Consider the following 17,827-nt stretch of genomic DNA (forward strand, 5'->3'; position numbering starts at 1 on the left):
GGCAGGGCCGGAGGACCGGCCGGCCGACTCCGCAGCCGGAGGAGCCGGCGGAACCCGACGAAGGGAAGCGCCGCGATGGGGGCAGGGCACCAGCACGGCCATGGTCACGGCCACGGCCACCGGCACGGGCCCGGAACCGCCGGCTCGGCCCACCGCGGCAGGCTGCGGATCGCCCTGGGCATCACGCTGCTGGTCCTGGTCACGGAGGCGGCCGGCAGCGCGGTCACCGGCTCGCTCGCCCTGCTCGCCGACGCCGGCCACATGGCCACCGATGCGGCGGGCCTGGCCATGGCGCTGCTCGCCATCCAGATGGCGGCCCGACCGCCGAGCGAGCGCCGTACGTTCGGCTTCGCCCGCGCCGAGATCCTCGCCGCCGCGCTGAACGCGGGGCTGCTGTTCGCCGTCGGGGCGTTCGTCTTCTACGAGGGTGTTCGCCGGCTGATCAGCCCGCACGCCCTCGACGGCGGCGCGACCGTGGCGTTCGGCCTGTTCGGGCTGGCCGCCAACTCGGTGTCGCTGATGGTGCTGATGCGCGGGCAGCGGGAGAGCCTGAACGTGCGCGGGGCGTTCCTCGAGGTCATGGCGGACGCGTTCGGCTCGTGCGCCGTGGTGGTCGCCGCGGTCGTCTACCTGACCACCGGCTGGCGGCAGGCGGACGCGGTGGCGTCGCTGCTGATCGGCGTGCTGATCGTGCCGCGCACCTGGCAGCTGCTGCGCGAGGCGCTGGACGTGCTGCTGGAGGCGGCGCCCAAGCACGTCGACATGGGCCAGGTCCGCCGGCACATCGTGTCCCTCCCCGGGGTGGAGGGCCTGCACGACCTGCACGTGTGGACGATCACCTCGGGCATGCCGGTGCTGTCCGCGCACGTGGTGGTCGGCCACGGCGTCCTGGAGGAGGTGGGCTACGAGAAGATGCTGCACGACCTGCAGGGCTGTCTGGGCACGCACTTCGACGTGGAGCACTGCACGTTCCAGCTGGAGCCGGCCGGGCACGCGGTGCACGAGGCGCGGCTCTGCCACTGAACGCCCGCCGCCCGTCCGCCGGAGCCGCCGGTGGCCGGTTCCGCGCCTCAGGGCGCCGGTGCCGGTCGGCGCAGTTGGGCGCGGGCCGGGGCCCCGGGTGAGGCAGACTAAGGGCTTGTCGTCGAACGCGAAGGATGGATATGCCCACCAGTCCTGCCACCGGCCGACCCGGCTCGTCTCCCGCCGCGCCGCCCTCGCCCAACGGGGTCGCGGAACAGATCCTGCTCGAACTGGTCGACGAGGACGGCGTCACGATCGGCACGGCGGAGAAGGTGTCGGCGCATCTGGCCCCGGGGCGGCTGCACCGGGCGTTCTCGGTGTTCCTCTTCGACGAGGCCGGCCGGCTGCTGCTGCAGCGCAGGGCGCTGGGCAAGTACCACTCGCCAGGCGTGTGGTCCAACACCTGCTGCGGGCACCCGTACCCCGGTGAGCAGCCGTTCGTGGCCGCGGCCCGGCGCACCGCGGAGGAGCTGGGCGTCGCCCCGGCCCTGATGCGCGAGGCCGGCACGGTCCGCTACAACCACCCGGACCCGGCGTCGGGCCTGGTGGAGCAGGAGTTCAACCACCTGTTCGTGGGCGTGGTGCGCGATCCGCTGCACCCGGACCCCGAGGAGATCGGCGAGACGGCGTTCGTCAGCGCGGCGGAGCTGGCCGCGATGCGCGAGCAGGGCCCGTTCTCCGCGTGGTTCCAGACGGTGCTCGACGCGGTGCTGCCCGCGGTGCGCGAGGTGACCGGCGGCGCCGGCGGCTGGTGAGCCGCCGGCTCAGCCGGCCGCGCCGAACAGCGGCATCGCCGCCCAGATCACCTTGCCGCCGGTCGGCGTGGGCGCGATGTCGCAGGAGCCGCCGGCCTCGTCGGTGATCGCCTTCACCAGGAGCAGCCCACGGCCGCCGGTACGCCCGTGGTCGTTCTCCAGCGCCTTGGGCCGGTACGGGTGGTTGTCCTCGACGGCCACCCGGATCCACTCGGCGCCGACCGCCACCTCCACCGCGACCTCGGGGGACAGCACCGCGGCGTGCTTGACCGCGTTGGTGACCAGCTCGGAGACGATCAGCAGCAGCCCGTACAGCACGTCGCCGTCGACCGGCACGCCGCGGTCGCGGACGAGCGAGCGGACCGCGTGCCGCACCTGGGGCACCGAGGAGTCCAGCGCCGGGGCGGTGAACCGCCACACCCCCTCGTACGGCCTCGGCGCCGGAGCCTGACCCTGCGGGACGCTCCCGCGCACCTCCATGACCGCACCCACCATCGCCTTCTGACATTCCGTCTGGCGGTGAACCGGCCGGTCCGACCGGCCGGTTCCCCCTCACCGTTCGAGTGTCCGTGACCGCTGCAATTGCACGTGCAGGAGACCGTAAGTCCGCGCCTTTCAGCGATTCCCGACCGGTGGTGAACGGTTCTGGCGTCCCGCCGACCGATTCCGGCCGCGGGAGGCGTGGCTAGGATCATGACCGCCGCTTCGCGGCCCGCCGCCGACTGCGTACGAGGAGCCCGCATGTCCGACGCCGATCCGCTCGCGCCACGTTCCGCTTCCGGCCCGTCGGTGGCGGACGCCGGGTCGCCGCAGGGCCCGGACCGGCCCGTCCCGGCGGGCCCCACCGGCTCCCCCGGGCTGCTGGTGGCCACCGGCGACGGCACCGCCACCGTCACCATCAGCAACCCGGCCCGCCGCAACGCGATGACGCTGGCGATGTGGCGGTCGCTGCCGCCGCTGCTGGACGCGCTGGCCGGCGACCCGACGGTGCGGGTGCTGGTGCTGACCGGCGCCGGGGACACCTTCTGCGCGGGCGCGGACATCGGCGACCTGGCCGGGCCCGACGGCATGCGCGCCATCCGGGAGGCGGCCGTGGCGGCGGAGGAGGCGCTGGCCGTCTTCGCCAAGCCGACGATCGCGGCGGTCCGCGGCTACTGCGTCGGCGGCGGCTGCCAGCTCGCGGTCGCCTGCGACCTCCGCTTCGCGGCGCAGGGCGCGCGCTTCGGCGTCACCCCGGCCCGGCTCGGCATCGTCTACCCGGCCTCCTCCACCCGGCGGCTGGCCTTGCTGGCCGGGCAGTCGACGGCCAAACACCTGCTGTTCTCGGCCGAGTTGATCGACGACGAGCGGGCGCTGCGCACCGGCCTGGTCGACGAGGTGCTGCCCGCGGACCGGCTCGACGCGCGGGTACGGGAGTTCACCGCCGTACTGCGGTCCCGGTCGCAGCTGACGCAGGCCGCCGCCAAGGAGTTCGCCGCGGGCGAGCCGCCCGCGGAGCGCCTGGCCCACTGGGCGGAGCAGGCCGCCGCCAGCGGCGACGCGGCCGAGGGCGCCGCGGCGTTCCTGGAACGCCGCGAGCCGCGGTTCACCTGGACCCCGGGCAAGGGCTGACCGGTGGGGGCGTTCGGGGACGACGAGGTACGGCGGCTGCGGGCGCAGGCCCAGGGGCTGCTCGGGCCCGGCGGCCGCACGGTGGCGGACGCGGTGCGGCTGGCCGCCGGGCTGCAGGCCCAGGACGCCAAGGCGTGCCGGCTGCAGGTGCGGGCGCGCAGCCGCGGCCTGACCGCGGGCGACGTCGACGCGGCCTGCGCCGCCCGCCCGCCGGCGGTGGTGCGCACCTGGCTGATGCGCGGCACCCTGCACGCGGTGGCCGCCTCCGACGTGCGCTGGCTGACCGCGCTGCTCGGCCCGCGCGCCGCGGACATGTACCGCGGGCGGCGCGCCCGGCTCGGCCTGGACGACGACCTGCTGGCGCGGGCGCTCCCCGCGCTGGAGCGGGTCCTGTCCGGGCGGGCGCTGCAGCGCGACGCGCTGGTGGAGCGGCTGGCGGAGGAGGGCGTCGCCCTGGACCCGCGCGGCCAGGCCCCGGCGCACCTGCTGCTGTACGCCGCGGCCCGCGGCGTGGTGTGCCGCGGGCCGGAGGCGGCGGCCGACGCGGCCACGTACGTGCTGGCCGAGGAGTGGCTGGCGGGCGTCGCCGACGCGGGGCCGGCCGGCGACGAGGCGCTGGCCGAACTCGCGGTGCGGCACGCGGCGTCCTATGGCCCGGTGTCCGCGGCCGACCTGGCGCGCTGGTCCGGGCTGCCGATGACCGCGGCCCGCCGCGGTCAGGCGGCCGCCGCAGGCCGGCTCGCGCCGGTCGGAAGCCCGCGGGGTCCGCTGCTGGCCCCGGCCGGCGCGGCGTCCCGGGTGCCGCCACCCGGCGCGGTGCGGATGACCGGCCACTTCGACCCGTACCTGCTCGGCTACCGCGACCGGGACCTGATGCTGCCGCCCGCGATCGCCCCGCGCATCGCGACCGGCGGCGGCTTCCTCATGCCGTGCGTCCTGCGCGACGGCGCGGTGGTGGCGACCTGGCGGCACGAACGGCGGGGCTCGGGCCTGGCGGTGCGGGTCGAGTCGCTGACCGGCGACCCGGACCGCGCCCTGTCCGAGGGCATCGACGCGGAGGTGGCCGATATCGGCCGGTTCCTGGGCCTGCCCGCGGCCTGGGAGTGGACGACGGGACTGTGACCCGGCGACCCGGCCCAGGCCCGAGGGCCTCTCCCGGCGGACGCGGTCCTCGCGGGGGCGTGTCCTGGCAGCCCGGCCCAGGCACGAGGGCTGTCCGGCGGACGCGGTCGACGCGAGGGCATGTCCTGGCAGCCCGGCGCAGGCCCGAGGGCTGTCCGGCGGACACGGTCGACGCGGGGGCGTGTCCTGGCGACCCGGCCCAGGCCCGAGGGCTGTCCGGCGGACACGGTCGACGCGAGGGCATGTCCCGGCGGCCCGGACCCCGAGGGCCTCTCCCGGCGGAGGCGGTCGACGCGAGGGCAGTCCAGGCGACCCGGGCCCAGGCACGAGGGCTGTCCGGCGGACACGGTCGACGCGAGGGCAGTCCAGGCGACCCGGATCCGACCCGACGGCTTGTCCCGGCGGCCCGGACCCCGAGGGCCTCTCCCGATGGACGCGGTCGGCGGGACTGCATATCCCGGCAGCCCGGCCCAGGCCCGAGGGCGTGTCCCGGCAGCCCGGACCCCGAGGGCCTCTCCCGGCGGACGCCGTCCTCGCGGGGGCGTGTCCCGGCCGGAGGCCGTCGGCGGGAGGGGGCTCGCGGTGGGCGCGTGAGCCGGACGGCAGGGGTCTTCGGCGTGCTCGCGGTCAGTTGATGCGGCTGGCGCCGACCGGCTGGCGCTCGGTCACGCCGGTCGGCATCGCGGGGTGGCGGCCGAGCAGGATGATGCCGATGACCACCGCGGCCAGGCCGGCGGCCTCCCAGGCCAGGGCTCCCGGGGTGACCCGCAGCCGGTCGCCGAGGAACCCGACGCCGCAGGCGATGCCGGCCAGCGGCTGGGCGGCGGTCAGCGACGGCAGCGACATCCGCAGCGGCGCGGTCTCGAAGGCGCTCTGCACCAGCAGCAGCCCGGTCAGGCCGAGGACGGCGATCCCGTACGGCTGCCAGTGCACGAAGAGCGGCGGGATCCCGTGGTCGCGGATGATCTGCCCGCACACCCGGGTGAGGGCGTCCTGCAGGCCGTAGAGCAGGCCGGCGGCGAGCGCGAGCAGGGCCGCCTCCGAGGAAGGCGGCAGCCGGCGGGACCTGATCGTGAGCAGCAGGGCGAGGCCGGCCACGATGCCGAAGACCAGCCAGTGCCGCAGCGGTCCGGCCGGGCCGCTGCCGCCGCTGGGCCGCCCCGCCACGATGAAGGCGGTCACCCCGAGGGCGAGCAGGGCGACGCCGCCCCAGCCGCTCCAGCCCAGCGGCTGCTTGGTCAGCCAGCGCGACAAGGCCATGGCGAACAGCAGGTTGGTGGCGGTCAGCGGCTCGACCAGCGAGACCTCGCCGTAGGCCAGCGCGACGGCGCCGAGCACCAGGCCGCTGACGAAGAAGGCGATGCCCAGCAGCCAGTCCGGCATCCGGATCAGGTCGAGGAGCAGCCGGAAGGAGAGGAAGTCCGCCAGCGGCGCACGGGCGGCCGCGCGCTGCTGCAGCACGAATCCCAGGCCGAGGCAGCAGGCGGCACCGACTCCGAGCAGGAACACGGCCACGCCGTCACTGTAACCCCCCACATGCCCGACCAGCCCCGATCCGCACGAGTGCGCCCTGGTGGGTCCCGGTCTGCGCCGCTTTTCAGGCCGGCTCGGCGGGTGCGGCGGGATCGGCCGGATCGGCGGGATCGGCGGGATCGGCCGGTGCGGTCTGCGCGCCGTCCCACACGGTGAGGAACGCCATCCGCAGGCAGGCGGCGAGCGCCGGGTGCTCGATGTACAGGGCGGTGGTCGAGCCGGTGCCGGCGACCGGGTCCGGCATGTCGCACAGCACGAGCGAGGCGTCCGCCACCACCAGCTTCAGCGGCAGGTCCGCGGCGAACCGGCACTCCTCCCCCGCCGCGCTGGACCGCCGGACGTTGTCGAGGGTCTCGGGGTCGGCGAGCGCCTCGTGGGTGTAGATGGCGCGGACCGAGCCGCCGTTGCGCCGCAGCCGCCGCACCGCCCTGATCCCCGGGGTGTTCAAGCCGGGGGCGACGAACGGCGGTTTGGAGAAGCTGAGCAGCTCGTGCTGGGCGTGGTTCTGGATGTCGGTGAACGCCTCGGATATCGACTTGGGGTCGCGGAGGATCTCGATGTAGTCCAGCGGCACGGTGTGCGACCGCCCGTCGGCCCAGATCGGCACCAGGCCGGCGGTCAGGTTCGCCGACACCCGGTCCAGCCGTTCCAGCGCCTCGCGCTGCAGGGCCATCAGCCGGGCCACCGCCAGCTCCGGGGCGACCGCCGTGAACGTGGCGACCCGCCCGGGATGCGCGGTGGCCAGCCGCCGCCTGACCAGGGCGTCCAGCACGTCGTACACGCGCTGCCTGGGGACATCGGCCTCGCGCGCCACCTCTGCCGCGGTGTACGACTCGCGGCGCACAAGGGCGAGGTAGACCCGCGCCTCGTAGCGGGCGAGACCCAGTGAGACCAGGTCGTTGACCGGTCCTTCCTCCGACTCCATGGCGCCACAAGCTATACGCCGGAGATCGTTCCGGGGAAGCGAGGGAGGGGGTCCCGGAAGGTGACTCGAGGTCAATCCTTTGCCATTACCCGGTAGTTCCTTTAAACCGGTCTCACTACCTTCATCATGGCCACCACTGCACGGGGTGGCAGTCAGCACGAATGGCTGAAGTCGTCAGCCAGATCACCAGTGAACGAGCGCCACATGCTTCCCGGGCGTAGCCGCACGATGATCGGTTGTCATGACCTTGACAGATCTGCCATCGTCGGGCGCCCCCAGGCTCGATCCCCCCATGGAGGGCAGTTCATTGCAGTCGACAAGTCCCGGCCGGTTGAGAGAGACCGTCCGCCGCGCAACCCTCGCGGTGGTCGCCGCGGGGGCCCTGGTGACCGGCGGCATGGTCGCGGTGGCGGCTCCCTCGGTCGCCAGCACGCCCGCGTCCAACGCCGGCTCGTCCGCCACCGGCGCCACCGGCACCACCCTGGGCAAGGCCCAGCACCTGTGCGCCTCGCCCGCCGAGGGCCGGATGTCCTGCCTGTCGCTGGTGCGCACGGACGTCGTGCACCACATGGGTGTCACCCCCAACGCCACCCCCTCCGGATACGGTCCCAGCGACCTGCAGGGCGCCTACGCCCTGCCGTCCGGCGGTTCGGGGGCCACCGTGGCCATCGTCGACGCCCAGGACGACCCCAACGCGGAGTCGGACCTGGCCACTTACCGCTCGCAGTACGGCCTGCCGGCCTGCACCACGGCCAACGGCTGCTTCAAGAAGGTGGACCAGAACGGCGGCACCAGCTACCCCACCGCCGACTCCGGCTGGGCCGGCGAGATATCGCTCGACCTCGACATGGTCAGCGCCGTCTGCCCGTCCTGCCACATCCTGCTGGTCGAGGCCACCTCGGCGAGCATGAGCGACCTGGGCATCTCGGTGAACCGCGCGGTCACCATGGGCGCGAAGTACGTGTCCAACAGCTACGGCGGTTCCGAGTCCTCCTCGGACACCTCGTACGACAGCTCGTACTTCAACCACCCGGGCGTCGCCATCACCGTCAGCTCCGGTGACAGCGGCTACGGCGTGGAGTACCCGGCCGCGTCCCAGTACGTGACCTCGGTCGGCGGCACCTCGCTGAGCCGCGCCAGCGGCACCTCCCGCGGCTGGACCGAGTCGGTCTGGGGCAGCAGCGCCGGCGGTGAGGGCGCGGGCTCCGGCTGCTCGTCCTACGACCCCAAGCCCAGCTGGCAGACCGACACCGGCTGCTCCAAGCGCACCGTCGCGGACGTCTCCGCGGTCGCCGACCCGAACACCGGTCTGGCGGTCTACGACTCCTACGGTGCCAGCGGCTGGCAGGTCTACGGCGGCACCAGCGCCTCGTCGCCGATCATCGCCTCGGTCTACGCGCTCGCCGGCACCCCCGCCTCGGGCACGACCCCGTCGTCCTACCCGTACGCCCACACCGGCTCGCTCAACGACGTGACCAGCGGCGCCAACGGTTCCTGCAGCAGCAGCTACCTGTGCACCGCCAAGGCCGGCTACGACGGCCCGACGGGTCTGGGCACGCCGAACGGCACCGCCGCCTTCACCAACGGCACCTCGACCGGCAACACGGTCACCGTCACCAACCCGGGCAGCCAGTCCACGGTGGTCAACACCGCGGCCAGCCTGCAGATCAGCGCGAGCGACTCGGCCTCCGGCCAGACCCTGACCTACTCGGCCACCGGTCTGCCCGCGGGTCTGTCGATCAACGCCTCCTCCGGCCTGATCTCCGGCACCCCGACCGCGACCGGCAGCTCCAGCGTGACGGTCACCGCCAAGGACTCCACCGGCGCGACCGGCTCGGCGAGCTTCACCTGGGCGGTCACCGGCACCGGTGGCGGCGGCTGCACCGCCGGCCAGCTGCTGGCCAACCCGGGCTTCGAGTCCGGCAACACCGGCTGGACCACCAGCTCCGGCGTCATCGACAACAGCACCGGCGCCCCGGCGCACACCGGCTCCTACAAGGCGTGGCTGGACGGCTACGGCAGCACCCACACCGACACGCTGTCCCAGTCGGTGACCATCCCGTCCACCTGCACCAGCGCCAACCTGACCTTCTACCTGTACATCTCCACCCAGGAGACCACCACCACGACGGCCTACGACACCCTGAAGGTGACCGCGGGCAGCACCACCCTGGCCACCTACTCCAACCTCAACCACACGACCGGCTACGTGCAGAAGTCGATCAACCTGTCCTCGTACATCGGGCAGACCGTCACCCTGAAGTTCACCGGCACCGAGGACTCCCTCTACGCCACGTCGTTCCTCATCGACGACACCGCCGCCAACGTGAGCTGATGCCCGCGCGCATGGCCTGGCAGCACCGCACGACGCGCTCCGGCGCGGCAGAACACGACGGACCCGGGTCGGCCCCCACTGCCGACCCGGGTCCGCCGCTCTCCCCCGGTGTGCCGGTCACCGCACGTCGACGGTGACCTTCCACCCGACGATGGCGTGACAGGACACGCCGCCGGGTGTCGCGCTCGGGCAGGCGTGCCGGAAGCCGCTCAGCTGGGCACTGCCGGCCCGTGCGCCGCGATAGACGCCGGGCGAGACCTGGGTGAGTGCCGTCCCGTGCTCGACGGCCGGCACCCATCGGTCGTCCAGTCGCAGCCGCAGGGTGCTGCCCACGCTCAGGCACAGTTCGCGCGCGTTGCTGGAGGCCAGGTCGACGACGACGTCGCCGCAGTCCTGCTGCGTGCTCGTCGGGGCGGCTTCCGGTGCCCCCACCCGGACCCCGTTCGCCGAGCCGCACCCCGTCACCAGCACGAAGGACGCGACGGCCGCCCCCACGGCCGCACCTGTCCGAGCGCGCATGCCCCAACCTCCCTCGCCCGGGCCGCCCTTGGTCGGAAGGCGGCCGGTCATGGGTGTGACGCAGCACGGCGCGGGCCGGTTCCCTCCGGTTGTGGACGGCCCGGCTCCAAGGACGCGTTCGGCGCCCGGTGACCCGGCCGCGTTCAGCGCTCGGTGATCCGGCCGCCGTCCACCTCGATGCGGCGGGTGGTGTGCACCGCGTCCAGCATCCGCCGGTCGTGTGTGACCAGCAGCAGGGTGCCCTGGTAGGAGGCGAGCGCGGACTCCAGCTGCTCGATGGCGGGCAGGTCGAGGTGGTTGGTCGGCTCGTCGAGGACCAGCAGGTTGACGCCCCGGGCCTGCAGCAGGGCCAGCGCCGCGCGGGTGCGCTCGCCGGGCGAGAGGGTGGCGGCGGAGCGCAGCACGTGGTCGGCCTTGAGGCCGAACTTGGCCAGCAGGGTGCGGATCTCGGCCGGATCCATCTCGGGTGCCGGGGCGCGGAACGCGTCCAGCAGCGTCTCCTCGCCGCGGAACAGGGCGCGGGCCTGGTCGACCTCGCCGACCTGCACGCCCGGGCCGAGCGCCGCGGTGCCCTCGTCCAGCGGCAGCCGGCCGAGCAGGGCGGCGAGCAGCGTCGACTTGCCGGAGCCGTTGGCCCCGGTGATCGCCACCCGGTCCGCCCAGTCGATCTGCAGGTCCACCGGGCCGAAGGCGAAGTCGCCGCGCCGGACCCGAGCGCCGCGCAGGGTGGCCACCACGGCCCCCGAGCGGGGCGCGGCGGCGATCTCCATCCGCAGCTCCCACTCCTTGCGGGGCTCCTCCACGACCTCCAGCCGCTCGATCATCCGCTCGGTCTGCCGGGCCTTGGCGGCCTGCTTCTCGCTGCCCTCGACGCGGGCCTTGCGGGCGATCTTGTCGGGGTCGGGAGCCTTGCGCAGGGCGTTGCGGGTGCCCTTGTCCATCCAGCCGCGCTGCATCCGGGCGCGGGCCTCAAGCCCGGCCTTGGTGTCGGCGTAGTCCTCGTACTCCTCGCGGGCGTGCCGCCGGGCGGTCGCGCGCTCCTCCAGGTAGGAGGTGTAGCCGCCGCCGTAGACGGAGACCTGGTGCTGGGCGAGGTCGAGCTCGACGACGCTGGTGACGGTGCGGGTGAGGAACTCGCGGTCGTGGCTGACCAGGACGGTGCCGGCGCGCAGCCCGGTGACGAACTTCTCCAGCCGCTCCAGGCCGTCCAGGTCCAGGTCGTTGGTGGGCTCGTCGAGCAGGAAGACGTCGTAGCGGCTGAGCAGCAGGGAGGCGAGCCCGGCCCGGGCGGCCTGGCCGCCGGACAGCCCGCGCATGTCCGCGTCGAGCGCGACGCCCAGGCCCAGCGAGGCCGCGGCCTCCTCCGCGCGGTCCTCCAGGTCGGCGCCGCCGAGCGCGAGCCAGCGGTCGAGCGCGGCGGCGTAGGCGTCGTCGGCGCCCGGCGTTCCGTCGACGAGTGCCTGGGTGGCGGTGTCCAGGGCGGCCTGCGCGGCGGTCACCCCGGTACGGCGGGACAGGAAGTCGCGGACGGACTCCGCCCGGCGGTCCGGCTCCTGCGGCAGGTGGCCGACGGTGGCGTCGGCGGGGCTCAGCCGCAGCGCCCCCTCCTCGGGGGCGTCGAGGCCGGCGAGGATCCGCAGCAGCGTGGACTTGCCGGCACCGTTGGCACCGACCAGGCCGATGACGTCTCCCGGGGCGACGACCAGGTCGAGGCCGGAGAACAGGGCACGGTCGCCGTGTCCTGCGGCGAGCTTCTTGGCAACGAGGGTGGCACTCATCTCAGGCCGGATCCTACCGTTTCGCCCCCGCCCGCGACCAAGGCGTTTCCCCGGCGGCGGCTTCCCCGTCCCCCTCCCCCGGGTCCGGTGGATTCTCCGCGCAAAAAAATGCATGCACGCTTGATTGTTTTTTGGCGGGCTGCCACGCTCGGGGCGCACGCTGTCATGTACCGGCGGTTTGTCCGAGGGGTGGCCATGGCCGATCCGCAGTCCGTACGCACCGTCCTGGACGATCTCCGTGCCGAGAGCGACGCGCTCGACAGCCTGGTGGCGGACCTGCCGGCCGGGCGCTGGGGCGCCGTCACGCCGGCCGAGGGCTGGACCGTCGCCCACCAGATCGCCCACTTGAGCTGGACCGACCGCCAGGCGCTGCTGGCGATCGAGGACCCGGACGCGTTCTCCGCGGAACTCACTTACGCTCTGGGCCACTTGGACACCTATGTGGACGAGGCCGCGACCCGGGACGCCGCGATGCCGCCCGCCGCGCTGCTGGAGCGGTGGCGGTCCAGCCGGGCCCGGCTGTGGGCGACGCTGGTCGCGCAGCCGCCGGGGGTGCGGCACCCCTGGTACGGACCGCCGATGAGCACCGCGGCCGTCGCCACCGGGCGGCTGATGGAGACCTGGGCGCACGGCCAGGACATCGCCGACACCCTGGGCGTGCTCCGCACGCCCACCGCGCGCCTGCGGCATGTCGTACGGATCACGGTGCGCGCCCGGGACTACGCCTTCGCGGCGCACGGGCGTCCGGCCCCGCAGGCCGAGTTCCGGTGGGAACTGACCGCGCCCGACGGGTCGTTGTGGACCTTCGGCCCTGAGGACGCCGACCAGCGGGTGAGCGGGCCCGCGGAGGACCTGTGCCTGCTCGCGGTGCAGCGCCGGCACCGCGACGACGTGGCGCTGACCGCCGAAGGGGCCGACGCCGACGCGTGGTTGTCGATCGCCCAGGCCTTCGCCGGACCGCCCGGCAAGGGCCGGCCGGCCGGGGCGGCGTCCGGCGGCGGTGCCGCGTGAGGGGCACGGTCCTGCGCGGGACGGAGTTCGCCGAGCGGCGCGCGACGATGCTGGAACGGCTGGCCGAGGTGGCCGCAGCGCACGCCGAGGCGCTGGCCGGCGGCGGCCCCAAGTACCAGGAACGGCATCGCGGTCGGGGCAAGCTCCTGGCCCGCGAGCGGATCGAGCTGCTGCTCGACCCGGACACCCCGTTCCTCGAACTGTCCCCGCTCGCCGGGTGGGGCAGCGACTTCACCACCGGCGCCTCCCTCGTCACCGGCATCGGCGTCATCGATGGCGTCGAGTGCCTGGTGACCGCCAACGACCCGACCGTGCGCGGCGGGGCGAGCAATCCGTGGACGCTGAAGAAGGCGCTGCGGGCCAACGAGATCGCCTTCGCCAACCGGCTGCCGGTGGTGAGCCTGGTGGAGTCCGGCGGCGCCGACCTGCCCAGCCAGAAGGAGATCTTCATCCCCGGCGGGGCGCTCTTCCGCGACCTGACGCGGCTGTCGGCCGCCGGAATCCCCACCGTGGCAGTGGTGTTCGGCAACTCCACCGCGGGCGGCGCGTACGTGCCGGGGATGTCCGACCACGTCATCATGGTCAAGGAGCGCTCGAAGGTGTTCCTCGGCGGCCCGCCGCTGGTGAAGATGGCCACCGGCGAGGAGAGCGACGACGAGGAACTGGGCGGCGCCGACATGCACGCCCGCGTCTCGGGCCTGGCCGACTACTTCGCCCTGGACGAGCCGGACGCCCTGCGCACCGCCCGCCGGGTCGTCGCCCGCCTCAACTGGCGCAAGGCGGGCCCCGATCCGCGGCCGGACCCGCGCCCCCCGCTGTTCGACGAGGAGGACCTGCTCGGCATCGTGCCGGGCGACCTGCGCACCCCGTTCGACCCGCGCGAGGTGATCGTGCGGATCGCCGACGGCTCGGAGTTCGACGAGTTCAAGCCGCTGTACGGGCCCAGTCTGGCGACCGGCTGGGCGGAGGTCCACGGCTATCCGGTCGGCATCCTGGCCAACGCGCAGGGCGTGCTGTTCAGCGCGGAGTCGCAGAAGGCGGCCCAGTTCATCCAGCTGGCCAACCAGCGCGACATCCCGCTGGTCTTCCTGCACAACACCACCGGCTACATGGTCGGCCGCGAGTACGAGCAGGGCGGCATCATCAAGCACGGCTCGATGATGATCAACGCCGTCTCCAACTCGCGGGTCCCGCACATCTCCCTGCTGATGGGCGCGAGTTACGGCGCCGGGCACTACGGCATGTGCGGCCGGGCGTACGAGCCGCGGTTCCTGTTCTCCTGGCCGAGCGCGAAGTCCGCGGTGATGGGCCCGGCGCAGCTCGCCGGGGTGCTGTCGATCGTGGCCCGGCAGTCGGCGCTGGCCAAGGGCCAGGCGTACGACGAGGCGGCGGACGCGGCGCTGCGGGCGATGGTGGAGCAGCAGATCGAGGCGGAGTCGCTGCCGATGTTCCTGTCGGGGCGGCTGTACGACGACGGGGTGATCGACCCGCGGGACACCCGCACGGTGCTGGGGCTGTGCCTGTCCGCGGTGCACGGTGCGCCGGTTGAGGGCGCCCGCGGCGGCTTCGGCGTCTTCCGGATGTGAGGGGCGGCAGGCATGAGCAGTGGGAGCGGTCGGCCGGACGGCTCGAAGGCGCCGGTGGATGCGACGGAGGGCACGGCCGCGGGCACATCCGCGGGCGCGGGTACGGGCCGGGCGGCGGGCAGTTCGACCGGGACGGCGGGGGAGGCGAGCGCGGGTACGGGGGCCGGCGGATCGGCCGGGACGGCGGCGCGGCCGGCGGTGATCGGCCGCCTGCTGGTGGCCAACCGCGGGGAGATCGCCCGGCGGGTGTTCCGCACCTGCCGCGGCCTGGGCATCGCCACCGTCGCGGTGCACTCCGACGCCGACGCGCGGGCTCTGCACGTCCGCGAGGCCGACGCCGCGGTGCGGCTGCCGGGGAACGCCCCGGCCGACACGTACCTGCGCGCCGACCTGCTGGTCGCCGCGGCGCTGGCCGCGGGTGCCGACGCGGTGCACCCGGGGTACGGATTCCTGTCCGAGAGCGCGGAGTTCGCCCGTGCCGTCCAGGACGCGGGCCTGGTCTGGATCGGGCCGCGGCCGGACGCGGTCGCGGCGATGGGCTCCAAGACCCGCGCCAAGGAGCTGATGTCGGATGCCGGCGTGCCGGTGTTCGGCGCGCTGGACCCGGCGCGGGTCGGCGCCGGCGATCTGCCGCTGCTGGTGAAGGCGGCCGCGGGCGGCGGCGGGCGCGGCATGCGGATCGTGCGCGAACTGGACCGGCTGCCGGAGGAGTTGGCGGCGGCCGCGCAGGAGGCGCGGTCGGCGTTCGGTGACGGCGAGGTGTTCCTGGAGCCGTACGCGGAGGGCGCCCGGCACGTCGAGGTGCAGGTGCTGGCCGACACCCACGGCACCGTGTGGGTGCTCGGCGAGCGGGACTGCTCGCTGCAGCGGCGGCACCAGAAGGTGATCGAGGAGGCCCCGGCGCCCGCGCTGCCGCAGGAGGTGCGCACCGCCCTGCACGCGGCGGCCGAACGTGCGGCCCGCTCGATCGGCTACACCGGCGCGGGCACCGTGGAGTTCCTGGTCGCCCGCGACGGCCGGCCGTACTTCCTGGAGATGAACACCCGCCTGCAGGTGGAGCATCCGGTCACCGAGTGCGTCACCGGGCTCGACCTGGTGGCGTGGCAGATCCGGGTCGCCGAGGGCGCCGCGCTGCCACCGAACCCGCCCCAGCCGCGCGGCCACGCCGTCGAGGCGCGGCTGTACGCGGAGGACCCCGCGCACGGCTGGCAGCCGCAGCCGGGACTCCTGCACCTGCTGGAACTCCCGGGAGTGGACGCGGAGTTCGCCGTGCCGCCGGGCCGTGACGCGGGTCTGCGGCTCGACGCCGGGGTGACCGGCGGCGACACCATCGGCGTGCACTACGACCCGATGCTGGCGAAGGTCGTGGCGTGGGCGCCGACCCGGGCCGAGGCCGTCCGCCGGCTGGCCCACGCGTTGGAGCGGGCCCGCTTGCACGGCCCGCGCACCAACCGCGACCTGCTGGTCCGCACGCTGCGGCACCCGGAGTTCACCGCGGCCCGGCTCGACACCGCGTTCCTGGCGCGGCACGGCGCGGAGCTGGGCGTGGGGCAGCCGGCCGACCCGGCGGCCCCGGCCGGCGGGCTCGCCGGGTCATCGACGGAGGCGTCAGGCGGCCAGGCGGCCGGAGCGCCGGCGGGCGGATCGCAGGCGTCCGGCGCGCAGGCGGCCGGAGCGCCGGCGGGCGGATCGCAGGCGTCCGGCTTGCAGGCGGGCGGCGGGAACGGCGCCGGGACGGGCTCCGGCCCGAACGATCGGGTGGCGCTCGCCGCGCTGGTCGCTGCCCTCGCCGACGCGGCCGCGCGCACGGCGGCCGGGACGACCGCGGCGGGCCCCGGCGCCGCGGGTCCGTGGGCCGGTGGCGGAGCGGGCGCGGGCGTCGCGGTCCGGCTCGGGGGCTGGCGGAACGTTCCCTCGCAACCGCAGCTGAAGCGGTTCCGGGCCGACGGGTCCGGGACGGTCCACGAGGTCCGCTACCGCCTTACCCGCGAGGGCCTGACCGCGCCGGACTTCGCCGGCGTCGCGCTGGTGAGCGCGGCCCCCGGCCGTGTCGTGCTCGACGTCGCGGGCGTGCGGCAGGCGTTCGAAGTGGCCGCCTACGCCGAACGGGTGTTCGTGGACTCGCCCTTCGTGTGCACCTCGCTGACCGCCCTCCCCCGCTTCACCGAACCCGGGGAGCATTCGGCACCCGGGTCGCTGCGTGCGCCGATGCCCGGCACGGTCGTCCGGATAGGTGAATTCTCGCCCGGCGACCGCGTCCAGGCGGGCAGCCCGCTGCTGTGGCTGGAGGCGATGAAGATGGAGCACGTCGTCGCGGCACCCGCCGCGGGCACCCTCACCGAACTCACCGCCGAGGTGGGCCGCCAGGTCGAACTCGGCGCCGTACTCGCCGTCGTCAAGGAGGAAACGGGACCATGACCACCGTCCGCAGCACCTTCGACAGCACCTTGCTGGAGAGCGAGGAGCGGCGCGCGCTGCGCGAGGCCGTCGGCTCCCTCGCGCGCCGGTACGGGCGCGAGTACTTCGCGGCGACCGTACGCGCAGGCAAGCACACCGACGAGTTGTGGCAGGAGGCCGGGCGGCTCGGCTACCTGGGCGTGAACATCCCCGAGGAGTACGGCGGCGGAGGCGGCGGGCTGGCCGAACTGTCCATCGTGCTGGAGGAGCTGGGCGCGGCCGGCTGCCCGCTGCTGCTGCTGATCGTCTCTCCCGCCATCTGCGGCACGGTCATCGCGCGCTTCGGCACCGACGCCCAGAAGGAGCGCTGGCTGCCGGGCATCGCGGACGGCTCGCTGCGGATGGCGTTCGGCATCACCGAGCCCGACGCCGGCTCCAACTCGCACCGGATCACCACGACCGCCCGCCGTGACCCGGACACCGGCGGCTGGCTGCTGACCGGCCGCAAGGTCTTCATCTCGGGCGTCGACATCGCCGACGCGACGCTCGTCGTGGGCCGCACCGAGGACGCCAGGACCGGCAAGCTCAAGCCCTGCCTGTTCATCGTCGAGCGGGAGACCCCCGGCTTCGAGTACCGGCAGATCGAGATGGAACTGGCCGCGCCGGAGAAGCAGTTCCAGCTGTTCCTCGACGATGTGGCGCTGCCCGCCGAGGCGCTGGTCGGCGACGAGGACGCCGGGCTGCTCCAGCTGTTCGCCGGGCTCAACCCCGAGCGGATCATGACCGCCGCGTTCTCCCTCGGCATGGGCCGCTACGCCCTGGACACGGCCGTGGACTACGCCCGCACCCGGCAGGTGTGGAAGGCGCCGATCGGCTCCCACCAGGCCATCGCCCATCCGCTGGCGCAGGCGCACATCGAGCTGGAACTGGCCCGGCTGATGATGCAGAAGGCCGCGTACCTGTACGACGCGGGGGACGACATGGGCGCCGGCGAGGCCGCGAACATGGCCAAGTACGCGGCGGCCGAGGCCGGCGCCCGTGCCGTGGACCAGGCCGTGCACACTCTCGGCGGCAACGGCCTGACCACCGAGTACGGCCTGGCCTCGCTGCTGACCGCATCCCGGGTCGGGCGAATAGCCCCGGTGAGCCGTGAGATGATCCTCAACTTCGTCTCGCACTACACCCTCGGCCTGCCCAAGTCCTACTGACGGGCCCGGTCCGCGACGTCCCCC

General features: G+C 74.4%; 14 protein-coding genes. 9 read left to right on the plus strand and 5 right to left on the minus strand.

The window, feature by feature from the left end; all coding sequences use genetic code 11:
- Window positions 1–75: 75 nt before the first annotated feature.
- A complete protein-coding gene (locus ACH4TG_RS17855; protein WP_398243256.1) occupies window positions 76–1,023 on the plus strand; it encodes a cation diffusion facilitator family transporter in 948 nt (315 codons plus the stop codon).
- A gap of 140 nt (window positions 1,024–1,163) precedes the next feature.
- A complete protein-coding gene (idi, locus tag ACH4TG_RS17860; protein WP_398243257.1) occupies window positions 1,164–1,778 on the plus strand; it encodes an isopentenyl-diphosphate Delta-isomerase in 615 nt (204 codons plus the stop codon).
- A gap of 9 nt (window positions 1,779–1,787) precedes the next feature.
- Here idi and ACH4TG_RS17865 read toward each other — a convergent pair whose 3' ends face one another.
- Entirely contained in the window at window positions 1,788–2,258 is a 471-nt protein-coding gene (locus ACH4TG_RS17865; RefSeq protein ID WP_398243259.1) for an ATP-binding protein, read from the minus strand.
- Window positions 2,259–2,519: 261 nt separating this feature from the next.
- On the opposite strand from ACH4TG_RS17865, the gene ACH4TG_RS17870 reads away from it, so the two are divergent.
- Window positions 2,520–3,389 (plus strand): enoyl-CoA hydratase/isomerase family protein, encoded by an 870-nt coding sequence (locus ACH4TG_RS17870; RefSeq protein ID WP_398243260.1) that lies wholly within the window; start codon window positions 2,520–2,522, stop codon window positions 3,387–3,389.
- A 3-nt stretch (window positions 3,390–3,392) separates the two neighbouring features.
- Entirely contained in the window at window positions 3,393–4,511 is a 1,119-nt protein-coding gene (locus ACH4TG_RS17875) for a winged helix DNA-binding domain-containing protein (protein ID WP_398243261.1), read from the plus strand.
- Window positions 4,512–5,138: 627 nt separating this feature from the next.
- On the opposite strand, the gene ACH4TG_RS17880 is transcribed toward ACH4TG_RS17875, so the two are convergent.
- Window positions 5,139–6,026 carry a DMT family transporter gene (locus tag ACH4TG_RS17880; protein ID WP_398243262.1) on the minus strand — a complete coding sequence of 296 codons (888 nt, stop codon included), beginning with the start codon at window positions 6,024–6,026 and terminating at the stop codon, window positions 5,139–5,141.
- A gap of 82 nt (window positions 6,027–6,108) precedes the next feature.
- On the minus strand, window positions 6,109–6,969 hold the full coding sequence (locus ACH4TG_RS17885; RefSeq protein WP_398243263.1) for a TrmB family transcriptional regulator: 861 nt from the start codon (window positions 6,967–6,969) through the stop codon (window positions 6,109–6,111).
- A gap of 307 nt (window positions 6,970–7,276) precedes the next feature.
- Between ACH4TG_RS17885 and ACH4TG_RS17890 the strand changes: the two genes are divergently transcribed.
- A complete protein-coding gene (locus ACH4TG_RS17890) occupies window positions 7,277–9,304 on the plus strand; it encodes a putative Ig domain-containing protein (RefSeq protein ID WP_398243264.1) in 2,028 nt (675 codons plus the stop codon).
- A gap of 117 nt (window positions 9,305–9,421) precedes the next feature.
- Here the strand turns inward: ACH4TG_RS17890 and ACH4TG_RS17895 are convergent, their stop codons facing one another.
- Entirely contained in the window at window positions 9,422–9,823 is a 402-nt protein-coding gene (locus ACH4TG_RS17895) for a hypothetical protein (protein WP_398243265.1), read from the minus strand.
- A gap of 143 nt (window positions 9,824–9,966) precedes the next feature.
- Window positions 9,967–11,601 (minus strand): ABC-F family ATP-binding cassette domain-containing protein, encoded by a 1,635-nt coding sequence (locus ACH4TG_RS17900; protein WP_398243266.1) that lies wholly within the window; start codon window positions 11,599–11,601, stop codon window positions 9,967–9,969.
- 195 nt (window positions 11,602–11,796) lie between these two features.
- On the opposite strand from ACH4TG_RS17900, the gene ACH4TG_RS17905 reads away from it, so the two are divergent.
- The 4 genes from ACH4TG_RS17905 to ACH4TG_RS17920 all read left to right on the plus strand — a co-directional run bounded on the left by ACH4TG_RS17905 (window position 11,797) and on the right by ACH4TG_RS17920 (window position 17,803).
- Complete coding sequence (locus tag ACH4TG_RS17905; RefSeq protein WP_398243267.1) at window positions 11,797–12,612, plus strand: TIGR03084 family metal-binding protein; 816 nt, start codon at window positions 11,797–11,799, stop codon at window positions 12,610–12,612.
- A 47-nt stretch (window positions 12,613–12,659) separates the two neighbouring features.
- Entirely contained in the window at window positions 12,660–14,198 is a 1,539-nt protein-coding gene (locus tag ACH4TG_RS17910; RefSeq protein ID WP_398243458.1) for an acyl-CoA carboxylase subunit beta, read from the plus strand.
- A 198-nt stretch (window positions 14,199–14,396) separates the two neighbouring features.
- A complete protein-coding gene (locus tag ACH4TG_RS17915; protein ID WP_398243459.1) occupies window positions 14,397–16,616 on the plus strand; it encodes an acetyl/propionyl/methylcrotonyl-CoA carboxylase subunit alpha in 2,220 nt (739 codons plus the stop codon).
- A complete protein-coding gene (locus ACH4TG_RS17920) occupies window positions 16,613–17,803 on the plus strand; it encodes an acyl-CoA dehydrogenase family protein (protein WP_398243268.1) in 1,191 nt (396 codons plus the stop codon). The genes ACH4TG_RS17915 and ACH4TG_RS17920 overlap by 4 nt, the downstream gene beginning before the upstream one ends.
- Window positions 17,804–17,827: the final 24 nt, after the last annotated feature.

It is taken from the genome of Streptomyces sp. NPDC020917 (genome assembly GCF_044333795.1).
In the GTDB taxonomy this organism is placed as follows: Bacteria; Actinomycetota; Actinomycetes; order Streptomycetales; family Streptomycetaceae; genus Actinacidiphila.